Origin of the sequence: Micromonospora sp. S4605 (genome assembly GCF_003176715.1) — a bacterium.
GTDB classification, from domain to species: domain Bacteria; phylum Actinomycetota; class Actinomycetes; order Mycobacteriales; family Micromonosporaceae; genus Micromonospora; species Micromonospora echinaurantiaca.
This window is the reverse complement of the sequence record NZ_QGSW01000169.1, coordinates 1-12,880: the sequence shown is the minus strand read 5'-3', so window position 1 is coordinate 12,880 and position 12,880 is coordinate 1. Positions and strand designations below refer to the sequence as shown.

At 74.0% G+C, this 12,880-nt stretch carries 6 protein-coding genes; 1 reads left to right on the top strand and 5 read right to left on the bottom strand.

The features are described from left to right. Window positions 1-228: 228 nt before the first annotated feature. Window positions 229-1,125 (top strand): phosphatase domain-containing protein, encoded by an 897-nt coding sequence (locus tag DLJ47_RS12465; protein ID WP_109900195.1) that lies wholly within the window; start codon window positions 229-231, stop codon window positions 1,123-1,125. Window positions 1,126-1,171: 46 nt separating this feature from the next. Here DLJ47_RS12465 and DLJ47_RS12460 read toward each other — a convergent pair whose 3' ends face one another. The 5 genes from DLJ47_RS12460 to DLJ47_RS12440 form a co-directional block, all read right to left on the bottom strand. Further along, window positions 1,172-4,669, bottom strand: coding sequence for a phosphodiester glycosidase family protein (locus DLJ47_RS12460; RefSeq protein ID WP_109900194.1), 3,498 nt, complete (start codon window positions 4,667-4,669; stop codon window positions 1,172-1,174). A gap of 181 nt (window positions 4,670-4,850) precedes the next feature. Then, window positions 4,851-6,860, bottom strand: coding sequence for a transcription termination factor Rho (gene rho / locus DLJ47_RS12455; RefSeq protein WP_109900193.1), 2,010 nt, complete (start codon window positions 6,858-6,860; stop codon window positions 4,851-4,853). 294 nt (window positions 6,861-7,154) lie between these two features. After that, window positions 7,155-8,099 carry a homoserine kinase gene (gene thrB, locus DLJ47_RS12450; RefSeq protein ID WP_109900192.1) on the bottom strand — a complete coding sequence of 315 codons (945 nt, stop codon included), beginning with the start codon at window positions 8,097-8,099 and terminating at the stop codon, window positions 7,155-7,157. A 91-nt stretch (window positions 8,100-8,190) separates the two neighbouring features. Continuing rightward, the gene (locus DLJ47_RS12445) at window positions 8,191-9,435 is read right to left on the bottom strand and encodes an MFS transporter (RefSeq protein ID WP_109900191.1); all 1,245 of its coding nucleotides are present in this window, start codon (window positions 9,433-9,435) and stop codon (window positions 8,191-8,193) included. Window positions 9,436-9,536: 101 nt separating this feature from the next. Then, the gene (locus tag DLJ47_RS12440; protein ID WP_109900190.1) at window positions 9,537-12,830 is read right to left on the bottom strand and encodes an efflux RND transporter permease subunit; all 3,294 of its coding nucleotides are present in this window, start codon (window positions 12,828-12,830) and stop codon (window positions 9,537-9,539) included. Window positions 12,831-12,880 lie beyond the last annotated feature (50 nt).

Below are 12,880 nucleotides of genomic sequence, written 5' to 3'. Positions count from 1 at the left end.
TGTGCCATGGGCTTACGCCGACCCGGCAACCGGGCCGCACAGCGGGTCCGGCATCGACAACACCGGCCCGCCCCGTCGCATTCCCGCCGCCTGGCGGGGCATTCACCCCGGGACGGCCGGGCGCGGCCGTGCCCCGTCCGGGGTACGCCGGCCCGCTGATCGCGTCGGCCGGAGGCCCCGGCCGGCGAGCGCTTCCGGCCCGCCCGTCCGAACCAACCGGAGTGAGTGATGGCCCGCCTGATCGCGACCCGGGGACTGCCCGCCTCGGGCAAGACCACCTTCGCCCGCACCCTGCAACCCGGGGTGGTCCGGGTCAACCGGGACGACCTGCGCCGGATGCTGCACGGCGAGCGGCTCTTCACCCAGCGGGCGGAGTGGCAGGTGACGCTGGTGCAGCGGGCCCAGGTGGAGACGCTGCTGCGGGCCGGGGCGGACGTCTGCGTGGACGACACCAACCTGCGCTCCCGGACGCTGCGCGACTGGGCCGACCTGGCCGCCCGGTACGGCGCCGAGTTCGAGGTGCACGACTTCACCGACGTGCCGCTGGCCGAGTGCCTGCGCCGGGACGCCGAGCGGCCGGCGGCCGACCGGGTCGGCGAGGCGGCGATCCGCCGGCTGCACGAGCGGTACCTGGAGGGGCGCACCCTGCCGCTGCCGGTGCCGCAGGCCCGCACCGGCCGCCCCGCCCGGGTGCACCCACCGTCCGCCGAGCCGCCCGAGATCGTGCTGGTCGACATCGACGGCACGGTGGCGTTGAACGTCTCGCGCAGCCCGTACGACATGACCCGGGTCGGCGAGGACGCGCCGAACTCGGCGGTGATCGCGGCGGTGCGGGCGATGCACGCCGCCGGCCACGGGGTGGTCTTCTGCTCCGGCCGGGACGCCTCGGCCCGGGCCGACACCGAGGCGTGGCTGGCCCGGCACGTGCGGGTGCCGTACCTGGCCCTGCACCTGCGGGCGATCGGCGACTCGCGCAGGGACTCGATCGTCAAGCGGGAGATCTACGAGCGCGAGATCCGCGACCGGTACCGGGTGGTGGGCGTCTTCGACGACCGCCAGCAGGTGGTGCGGATGTGGCGCGACCTCGGCCTGACCGTCTTCCAGGTGGCCGAGGGCGACTTCTGACCCCGGTGGGCTCCCCGCGGTCCGCGGAGAGCCCACCGGTGCGCGGTCAGGCGGCGGGCGCCTCCGCCGCCGTCGCCGCGGTCAGGGCGATGCTCGCCTGCGCCCGTGCGCCGTTGACCTCGACGGCGAGGGTGACCTGGGCGCCCGGACGCAGCGCGGTGAGCCGCCCGGTGGCCGGGTCGAAGCGGGCCACGTGCCACGGCCGCAGGCCGGCGGCCGAGCCGATGTGCAGGTTCGGCGAGGCGGACCAGTCCGCGCTCACCGGGGCGGCCACCGGCACCGTACGTCCACCCGGCTGGGTGACCGTGGCGGTGACGGTCGCCGGTGCGCCGACCGCGACGGTCCCCGGCGCCGCCAGCGCGAGCTGATCGACGTGCGCGTGCGTCTCGGCGCTCACCCAGCGCGGCCCCTCGGCGAGCGGGTCGCGGCGGGCCCGGTCGGCCTCGGCCGGGCTCACCGGGTCCACCCCGAACTCCGTCCAGCCGGTGAAGCCGCCCTGGTCCGCCGGGGTGGACGGGTTCTTGCCCGAGTTGCCGTTGATCACGTACGGGACCCCGTCGACCCGGTCGGCGTGGAAGGTGCCGACGTGCCCGCCGACGAAGAGCGCCCCCTTGCCGGTGCGGTGCTGGAAGTCGGCCAGCCACTGCTCCAGCAGCGCCGCCTCCTTCCGGTCGCCGAGCTGGCTGGCCTCGGCCGGGCTCGGGTCGCGCGGCGGGTGGTGGTGCAGCACGACCACCGAGCCGACGGCTGGATCGCCGGCCGCGGAGTCCAGCGCCTCGCGCAGCATCCGGACCTGGTCGAAGCCGCCGCCGCGCAGCGAGCCGGTGGACGAGTTCAGCGTGACGAACCGGGTGCCCTTGTGGTCGAAGACCCGCTCGGTGTCGCCGAAGGCGGCCCGGAAGTTGCTGATCGGGGCACCCATGATCTCGTGGTTGCCCGGCACGTAGTAGTACGGCAGTTCCCCGCCGAGCTCCTCGTCCAGCACCCGCTTCGCCAGCGCGAAGTCCGCCGGGTACGCGGTGTCCACGAAGTCACCGTTGATCACCAGGAAGTCCGGTCGGGCCGCCTTCACCTCGCGCAGCGTACGGCGGGCCTGGGCGACCAGGTCGCTGTCCGGGTCGGCGGCGACGAACTGCGCGTCGGACAGCACCGCGAACCGCCACGGCGCGCCGTCGACGCCGCCGTCGCGCAGCACCACCCGGTCGGTACGCGGCGCCTCGACCGGCACGTCGACCGTCGGCGGCACCCGGGCCACCAGGTCGTCGATGATCACCTGGCTCTGGTACTGCGCGGCGGCGTTGGTCTCCGCCACGTAGAACCGGCGGATCCGCACCGGGTACTGCACCCCGGCCGGCACGGCGAACTCGACGTACCGCCAGCCGGTCCAGGTGATGTACGGGCCGCGCAGCACGTGCTGGGTGTCCTGCGCGTCGTGCAGGTGCAGGCTGGGCCACTCGCCGGTGCCGTTGCCGTGGATCCACATGCCGAACGCCTGCGGCTGTCCGGCGACCGGGATCCAGGCCGGCGGGTCGGCGTACGCGGCCCGGGTGCCGGTGGACTGGCTGAAGTCGTACGTCATCCGCAGGCCGGTGCCGGTGCGACCGGGCGCCGGGGCGACCGCGCCGCTGGCCCGGGCCTGGCTGAACCGCCAGGACGCGGCGTCGTCGAAGGTGGCCACCGGCACGTCGGTGAGCCCGACGGTGACCGGCACGACAGTGCTGCTCCGGCCGACGTGGACGGTGACCAGGGCGGAACCGGTGTCCCGCCGGGCGGTCACGGAGAGGTTGCCGTCCGCGGTCGGGGTGATGGTCAGCAACTCCCGGTCGTAGTCGAGCCGCAGGTCGGCGGGCTCGATCGGGGCGGTGTTGCCCTCGGCGTCGTAGCCGACCACGCCGAACAGCGCGGTGCCGCCGGTGGCGGTCAGCCCGACCCGGTCCACGGTGGAGTCGATCCGGGCCAGCGGCCCGAGCACTGTCAGGTCGAGGGTGCCGCTGGCCCCGTCACGCCAGGCGGTGACGGTGGTGCGGCCGGGCAGTCCGGCCCGGAAGCGGCCGTCGGCGTCGACGACGCCGTGCACCGCCGGGTTGGCCCGCCACTTCGGCGTGCCGGCCGCCGGGCCGTACGTCTCGTCGTGGCCGGCGGCGGTGAGCCGCCGGGTGAGGCCCGGGAAGACCCGGTCGGGGCGGCCGCCACGCACCGGGGAGACGCCCGGCGCGGTGGTCGGGTCGCTGGCGGTCTCCAGCCAGTAGCCGGTGAGCCGGCCGCTGCCCTTCGGCGCGTAGAGCGCGAGACCGTTGGGCACGGCGCGTTCGGTGCCGTCCGACGGGCTGTTCTCGACCTGCACGGCGGCCGCGCCGGGTTCCCGGGCGAGCAGCGTCGATGAGCCGCCGCCGTCCAGGTTCAGCGCGTGGTGCGCGCCGAGTTCGGCCATCATCCGGCCCATCTCGGTCTGCGTGACGCCACGGCTGTCGACCTGCCGGCCGTCCACGGTGAGCATGATCATGCGGCGGCCGTCGGCGGAGAACCCGACAGCGGTCCGCGGCGCCAGCGACGCGTCGGCGATGCTCTGCACCACGCCGTCGCGGACCAGCACGTTGCCGCCGCCGACCGCCGCGTGCAGGGTGCTGCCGTCGGCCGGCTTGGGCTGGTAGGCGACGTCCACCGGGTCGCCGGGGCGCAGCCCGGCGAGCGCGTCGGCGCCGGCCTCGCGGCCGAGCAGCACGGTGGTGCCGGCCGGGATCGGCCCGCTGCCGGCCGTCGTGCCCACGCTCGCCACCCGGCCGTCCACCACCGCGACCTCGGTGACCCGACCGGCTCCGGCGACCGCCCGCTCCCGGGTGTACGAACCCCAGAGCGCGGTGAACACGCCGATGCCGTTGGTCTGGACCATGTTGTTGAACTGGGTCAGCGGTACCGGCCCGGTGGGCAGCGTCGCGGTGCCGTCGAAGTTCACCTCGATCACCCGGCCGAGGCCCTCGGTGGTGATCGCGACGGCGTTGCGGTGCCCGCTGACCGCGGACTGCACCAGCTTGCCGCTCTGGATGCCGACGCCCTGGGCGGCGCCGGAGTTGTTGATGTCGAAGAAGTCCCCGTTGACCGCGGCGACGGCGCGGGCGGCGTCCACCGACCCGCGGAGCGGCTCGGCGCGGCTCACCACGCCGGAGTTGACGTAGTCGACGGTGACGCCGCCGGTCAGGTCGGCGGTGAGCGCGTCGGCGCGCAGCCAGCCATCCGCGTCGTACCGGTCGAACGAGGTGAGTTCCAGGCCGGGAGCGACCGGCCGGGTGGTCTTCGTGGTCTCCAGGCCGCCGGCCGGCTCCACGCCGGTCGGCGCCCCGGCGCTCGCCGTGCTCGCGGCGGGGTCGCCGGCCAGCGTCACGGAGTCCGTGGGATGGGAGGAGGCGCGCGGCGCGTCCTCGGCGGCGGTGGCGAAGCGGTCGGGGGCCGGTGCCCCGGCGGTCGCCGGCACGGGGCCGGCCAGGGTGAGCAACGGCGTCATCAGCAGGACGCCGGCGAGCCGGGCGGATCGTCTGCGGGTACGCATGGACGACAGTCAACCGGACAGTGAATAGAAGTTTCAATACTCCACGACTGAACCGAAGGAAAACTTCGGCACTCGACCGGGCGTGGTCACCGGCGGGAAGCTGAACGGCCGGTGGCCGCCGACACGACGAAGGGGCACGGCCGAACGGCCGTGCCCCTTGTCGTCCGTCACCCGGGGAGGGTCACTCCCCCGGCGTCGACTTGGCGATTTGCATCAGGAACTCGATGTTGGTCCGGGTCTGCTTGAGCTTGTCGAGCAGCAGGTCCAGGGCCGCCTGCGAGTCCAGCGAGTGCAGGACCTTGCGGAGCTTGTGGACGATGGCCAGCTCCTCCGGCGCGAGCAGGATCTCCTCCTTGCGGGTGCCGGACGGGTGGATGTCGATGGCCGGGAAGGTCCGCTTGTCGGCGATCTTCCGGTCCAGCTTCAGCTCCGCGTTACCGGTGCCCTTGAACTCCTCGAAGATGACCGTGTCCGCCATGGACCCGGTCTCCACCAGCGCGGTGGCGAGGATGGTCAGCGAGCCGCCGTTCTCGATGTTGCGGGCCGCGCCGAGGAAGCGCTTCGGCGGGTAGAGCGCGGTGGAGTCGATACCACCCGACATGATCCGGCCGCTGGCCGGCGCCGCCAGGTTGTACGACCGACCGAGCCGGGTCACCGAGTCGAGCAGCACGACCACGTCGTGGCCCAGCTCGACCAGTCGCTTCGCCCGCTCGATCGCCAGCTCCGCGACGGTGGTGTGGTCCTGCGGCGGACGGTCGAACGTCGCCGCGATGACCTCGCCCTTCACCGACCGCTGCATGTCGGTGACCTCTTCGGGCCGCTCGTCGACCAGCACCACCATCAGGTGGCACTCCGGGTTGTTGTGGGTGATCGCGTTCGCGATCGCCTGCAGCACCATCGTCTTACCGGCCTTCGGCGGCGAGACGATGAGTGCCCGCTGGCCCTTGCCGATCGGCATGACCAGGTCGATCACCCGGGTGGTGAGGATGTGCGGCTCGGTCTCCAGCCGCAGCCGCTCCTGCGGGTACAGCGGGGTCAGCTTGTAGAACTCCGGCCGGCGCTTGGCCTCGTCGGGCTCCATCCCGTTGATGGTGTCCAGCCGGACCAGCGGGTTGTACTTGTCCCGCCGCTGCTCGCCGTCCCGGGCCGCGCGCACCGCACCGGTAATCGCGTCACCGCGCCTCAGGCCGTACTTCTTGATCTGGGACATCGAGACGTAGACGTCGTTCGGGCCGGCCAGGTAGCCGGTGGTCCGCACGAAGGCGTAGTTGTCGAGCACGTCGATGATGCCGGCCACCGGGACGAGCACGTCGTCCTCGCTGACCTGCGGCTCGCGCCCGCCGTCGCCGCCCTCGGCGCGCTCGCCCCGGCCCCGCCGACGGTCGCGGAACCGACTGCGCCGGCCACGCCGGCCGCCGCCCTCGCCCTCGTCGTCGGAGTCGTTGTCACGCTCGGCGCGCTGCCCGCGGTCGCCCCGCTCGTTGCGCTCGCCCCGCTCGTTGCGCTCGCCCCGCTCGGCGCGCTCGCCCCGCTCGTTGCGGTCGCCCCGCTCGCCACGGTCGCCACGCTCGTTGCGCTCGGCCCGCTCGCCGCGCTCGGCCCGCTCAGCTCGCTCGCCGCGCTCAGCCCGCTCGGCCCGCTCGCCGCGCTCAGCCCGATCGGCACGCTCACCGCGCTCGGCGGTCCGCTCGCCCCGCTCGGCACGGTCGCGACCGCCGCGGCCCTCGCCGCGCTCGGCCCGCTCGCCGGTCTCGGCGGTGGCCTCCTCGGCCCGCGCCTCGGCGGCGGCGGCCCGGCTGCGCCGGGACCGGCCCCGGCCCTCGGGCTCGGCGGCCGCCGGCGCCGCAGGCGTCTCCGCGGTACGCCGCTCGGCCTCCGGCCGCTCGCCGGTCTCCCGTACCTCGGCGTGGACCTCGTCACGGGCGGGAGCGGCCGCTGCCGCGACCTCGGCCCGCGGTCGAGGGGTCCCGGCGGCGGCGCCGCCCTGCCGCTCGGAGATCGCGCTGATCAGCTCGCCCTTGCGCATGCGAGCCGTACCGGAGATGCCGAGCGACGCGGCCAGGCTCTGCAGCTCTGGCAGCAGCATCGCCGACAGACCGGTGCCGCTACGCCGACGACGGGCGGGAGCGGCGGTGGTGGCATCGCCAGCGACGTTGGAAACATCCGACGTCACGTCGGTGGTGTCGCTCAATGGATTCCTTCCCTCGATAGGCCGGGACTGCCCGGAGTCGAACAGCAGGTGGCCGGGCGGCCTCGGTGCACCCGCCTCGCATGGACGCGTCGCGGGAGTCTGTGACACAGCAGCCGGTCGGTCTCCCGACTCACCAGCGTCGGTGAGCAGGTCTCGCCGTCTGCGGCGACCTGTGGAAACTGCGGTGCGGCGTGGGCCTAGGCAGGGGTGACGGGCTTACCGCCGAGAGCTTCGGGGGTGCGCCGACCCGCAGGAGATCGCATGCTTCGCGGCTGTGCTAGGTCTAGAGCGTAATCAACTCTTCCGACCTGCGGCAACAGGGTCCCGCTCCGCGTGTCCAAGTCTACCCCGGGCGACCTGTGCTCCGCCTACGTCTGACTGCAACCGCAGAACCTGCCAACCTGTTCCCGCCTGGAAACTCTCCGGCGGCTCGGCCAGCGCCAGCACCGTCGGCCCCGCCCCACTGACCACAGCCGCCACACCGGCCGCACGCAGCGCATCGACCAGGGCGGCGGTGCCGGGCATGCCGGGCGCGCGGTATGCCTGATGCAGCCGGTCGGCGGTGGCCGGCAGCAGCAGCGCGGGATCCGTGGTCAGCGCGTGCACCAGCAGGGCCGCCCGGCCGGCGTTGAACGACGCGTCGCCGTGCGGCACGGTCGCCGGCAGCGCCGCCCGCGCGGAGGCGGTCAGGCCCCGCTCCTCGGGCACGAACACGGTGGGGCGGACGCCCTCGGCGACCGGCAGCGACACCGCCCGGGCACCGGACGGCTCCGTCCAGGCCAGGGTGAACCCACCCAGCAGGCAGGGAGCGACGTTGTCGGGGTGGCCCTCCAGCTCGGCCGCCAGCCGCAGCGCGCCGGCGTCGTCGAGCCGCCGCTCGCCGTCGGCCACCAGGGCCCGGGCCAGCAGCACCCCGGCCACGATCGCCGCCGAGGAGGACCCGAGCCCGCGGGCCTGCGGGATGCGGTTGACGCACTCGACCGCCAGCCCGGGCGGCTGCGCGCCGAGGGCGTCGAAGGCCACCCGCATGGCCCGCACCACCAGGTGCCGGTCGTCGGCCGGCAGCTCACCGGCGCCCTGCCCGGTCACGGTCACCGCCACGCCGCCCGAGGTGACCTCGGCCGCCACGTCGTCGTAGAGCGTCAGGGCCAGCCCGAGCGCGTCGAAGCCCGGCCCCAGGTTGGCGCTGGTGGCGGGAACCCGGACCCGGACCGGCCCGGGCGCGAAAGTCGTCGGCACGCGCTCATGCTATGGCCCGGTACCGACACCACGGACCGCCGTCCGCACCCTGGGACCCGCGACGGCTCACCGGCGGGCGTGCGGCCGGCGGTCACCGGACGGTGGTCGGGTCCGGCTCGGCGACCGGGTCGGAGAGCGACAGCCGCCGGGTGGCGATTCGCCAGCCCACCGCGTAAACCAGCGTGACCAGGCCGCAGCCGGCCAGCACCACCCGCTCGTCCACGGTGTCCACCACGGCGGCCACCACCAGCTGGCTGACCGAGATGGCCAGCGTCGCCAGCATCATGTCGGTGGCGAAGACCCGCCCCCGCAGCCGGTCCGGCACCTCGCCCTGCAGGGCGAAGTTCGACATCACCCAGTTGCTGCCGCCCGCGAAGTGGGCGACGAAGACCAGGGCCAGCACCAGCGGGAACCAGTCGACCAGCGAGATGCCGAGGTAGGAGAGCCCGTACAGCGACATCGACAGGGCCAGGCCCGGCAGCAGCCAGGACCGGTTGGTGAGCACCCGGCGCATCAGGATCGGCCCGACCAGCGCGCCGGCCCCGCGGACCGCGAAGAGCAGGCCGGTCCCCGCCGAGCCGGCCCCGTACACCCCGGCCAGCAACGGGAAGACGGTCAGCACGCCGTTGCCCAGGCCCACCGCCGACTTCACGGTGACCAGCGCCAGCACCCGGGGCCGGTGCCCGATGTAGCCCAGCGCCTCGCCGACCGCCGCCCAGGTCTGCGGCGTCGGCCGCCCGCTCTCCCGCGGCGCCTGCAACGGCCGGCGGATGAACGCGGCCAGGCCGGCCGCGAGCACCAGGCCGACCGCGGCCACCCAGAAGCAGGCGTACGGGCCGACCTCCCCGCTGAGCACGCCGCCGAGCGAAGCGCCGACGATCGTCATGGTGCCCCAGGCCGACCCGGCCACGGCGTTGCCGGCGGCCAACTCGTCCGGTTCGAGGACGTTGGGCAGGGCGGCCTGGGCCGCCGGGGAGTAGAACGCCTTGGCCACCGCCACCACACCGATGCCCAGCAGGGCCAGCCACGCGGTGCCGGCGCTGCGGACACCGAGCAGCAGCAGCACGCCGAGCAGCGCGGCGACGTTCGCCGCGATCATGATCTTCCGCCGGTCGAACCGGTCGGCCACCGTGCCGGTGTACGGCAGCAGCAGCGCCACGATCCCGGTGTCCACCGCGAGCACCAGCGCGCCCCACACCCCGCTGCCGGTCAGTTTCGGCAGGAGCACCAGCAGCGGCACCATGACGAACCAGTCGGCACCGAAGACCACCAGCTCGGCCAGGAAGAGGTTGCGGAAGTTCCGGTTCCGGGTGAGGACCGAGAGGGTGGACGCCACGGACCGGACCCTACCCGCCGGGCCACCGCCGAACCGTCGGAGCGCGGACAGCAGACGCCCCCGACAGGAGACCCGTCGGGGGCGTCTGCGGTGCTACCGGGTCACTCGGTCGGCGGCAGTGGCGAGGTGCGGCTCTTCGGCAGCCGCAGCACCTCGAACTGGTCGGTGCCGTCCACCAGCGCGGCCGACGGCGCCGGGGGGGTCGCCGGCTCGGTGCGCTCCCGGTCGGCGGCCTCGCCGGCCGGGACGGGTGCCGGCGCCCGCTCCGCCGCGGACTGCCCGCCGTCGGCCGGCTCGGTCGACTCGACCGGGGTGGCCGGGCTGGGCCCGCCGCGACGGCGCTGGCGCCGCTGCCGGATCGACTCCTTGGTGTGCTCCACCATCGCGTAGAGCGTCGGCACCAGGATCAGGGTCAGCAGCGTGGAGCTGAGCAGACCGCCGATCACCACGATGGCCAGCGGCTTGGAGATGAAGCCACCCTCGCCGGTGAGCCCGAACGCCATCGGCAGCAGCGCGAAGATGGTGGCCACCGCGGTCATCAGGATCGGCCGCAGCCGCCGCCGGCCGCCCTCGATGACCGCCTCGGCGACCCCGAGGCCCTGGGCCCGGTACTGGTTGACCAGGTCCAGCAGCACGATCGCGTTGGTCACCACGATGCCGACCAGCATGAGCACACCGATCAGCGCCGGCACGCCGAGCGGGGTGCCGGTGCCCAGCAGCAACGCGATCGCGCCGGTGGCGGCGAACGGAATGGAGATCAACAGGATCAGCGCCTGGGTGATGCTCCGGAACGTCGCCACCATGATCAGGAAGACGATCGCGATCGCCGCCAGCACCGCCAGCCCGAGGTCGGCGAAGGCCTCCTCCTGGTCGGCGCTGACGCCGCCGATGCGGAACGTCGCACCCGGCACGTCGATGTCGTCCAGCCGGCGCTGCAGCTCCTGGCTGGTGGCGCCGAGGTTGGAGCCGGTGGCCGTACCGGTCACCGAGACGCTGCGCTCACCGTCGATCCGGGTCACCTGCTGGGGCCCGGCGGTGGTGGCGATGTCGGCGATGTCGTCCAGCTTGATCGGGCCGACCGGCAGCGCGCGCAGCTGTTCCACGGTGGTCGGCGGCACGGCCGACAGCCGCAGCACCGCGTCCCGCTGCCCGCCGTCGAGCGTCACCTGGCCGAGCGGGGCGCCGCGGAAGGCCTGCGACACCAGCTGGCCCACAGCCGCCTCGGTGAGGCCGAACCGGCCGGCGGCGACCCGGTCGACGGTCACCTCCACCCGCTCCACCTCGGCGGCCAGGCTGCTGGCGACGTCCTCCACGCCGGCGACGCCGGCCAGCGCCGCCTCCGCCTCCTTGGCGGCCCGGTCCAGCGTCGCCGGGTCGCTGGCCTGGACGACCACCTCGATCTGGTTGGCCGCCGCGCCCTGCCCGCCACCGAAGCTGAACTCGCCCGCGCCCGCGCCGAGAGCGTCGAACTCCTTGCGCAGGATGCCCCGCATCTCCTTGGCGTCGGTGTCGTCGCCGAGCGAGAGGGACCAGGTGGCGACGTTGTTGCCGCCGCCGCCCGCCCACGGGGTGTCGCCGGCCCCGGCGGTCAGCTGGTACGTCTCGACGCCCGCGGTCCGCTTCAGCACCGCCTCGACCTGTCGGGCCGCCGCGTCGGTGCCGGCCAGCCCGGTCCCGACCGGCAACTCCTGGCGGATGCTCAGGGTGTCCTGGCCGGAGTCGTCCAGGAAGTTGGTCTCCAGCTGCCGGGACAGGCCGAACGTGCCGAACAGCACCAGCACGCCGAGCCCCAGGGTGATCCAGCGAGTGGCCCGCTTCCGGGTGGCGAACCCGATCACCGGCAGGTACGCCCGCTGCAACGGGCTGCGCAGCTCCTTCTCCTCCGCCGCCCGGCGGACCGCCTCGTCGTCCGGGGTGCCGCCCTTCGGCTTCAGGAACCAGTAGGCGAGCACCGGGATGACGGTCAGCGAGACCAGCAGCGAGGCGAGCAGGGCCACCGTGACGGTGATCGCGAACGGCGCGAAGAGCTGCCCGACGAACCCGCCCACCAGGGCGATGGGGGCGAACACGGCGACCGTGGTCAGGGTGGACGCGGTCACCGCGCCGGCGACCTCGCGGACGGCGGCGCGGATCGCGTGGATCTTCTCCTCGCCGTACTCCAGGTGCCGTTTGATGTTCTCCAGCACCACGATCGAGTCGTCCACCACCCGGCCGACGGCGATGGTCAGCGCGCCCAGGGTGAGCAGGTTGAGCGAGTAGTCGCCGATCCAGAGCGCGATCAGCGCGACCACCACGGACAGCGGGATGGACACCGCGGTGACCAGGGTGGACCGTACCGACAGCAGGAAGACCAGGATCACCACGACCGCCATCACCAGGCCGAGCAGGCCCTCGGTGGTCAAGCTCTCGATGGACTTCTCGACGAACGGCGCCTGGTCGAAGACGATGGTCAGCTCGGCGCCGGAGGCCTCGCGCAGCTGGGCGAGCCGGTCCCGGATCTCGTGGGAGATCTCCACCGCGTTGCCGTCCGGGCTCGCGGTGATCGCGATGCCCAGGCTGTCCTTGCCGTTGGTCCGGGTGATCGCGGTGGCCGGGGCGGTCTGCTCGGCGACGCTGGCCACGTCACCCAGCAGCACCGGGCCGGTCCTGCCCGCGGCCGGGGAGACCACGATGCCGCGCAGGTCGTCCAGCGTGCCGAGCGGGGTGCCGACCTGCACCGGCAGCGCCTCGGTGCCGTCGGTGACCGTGCCGACCGGGATCGTCACGCCGTTGGTCTTCAGCGCGGCGCCGATCGCGGTGGGCTGGAGCTTCGCCGCCGCCAGCTTCGCCGGGTCGGGGGTGATCACCACGACCTGGTCCCGGGTGCCGGTGACGTCGACCGACCGGACCCCGTCGATCGCCTCCAGGTCCGCCACCACCGTGCCGCGCAGCCGCTCGGCGAGCGCGCGCTGGTCGTCGCCGCCGGACGCGGCCAGCACCACCGCCGGCAGGTCGTCCGTGCTGCCCGCGATGACCTGCGGGTCGACGTTCTCCGGCAGCTGCGTGTCGATCCGGCTCAACGCGGTCTGCATCTTGTTGACCACGTCGTCCAGGTCGGTGCCGAACTCGTAGAGCACCTGGACGGTCGCGAAGCCCTCGCGGGAGGTCGAGGTGACCTCCTCCAGCCCCGGGATGCCCTGAAGGCTGTTCTCGATGGGCTCGGTGACCTGGGATTCGACGATCTCCGGGCCGGCGCCGGGGTAGGCGGCCACCACGAACGCGGCCGGGAACTCCAGCGACGGCAGCAGCTGCTGCTTGAGCGACGGTACGGCGAACGCTCCGAACGCCGTGGCCACCACCGCGATGAGGGCGACCAGCCCTCGGTTGGCGAGGCTGAATCTGGCGAGCAGCGACATCGGCTCGGCTCCTGAAGAGGGATGGGTGGATACGGAGAGTGTGCCGGACC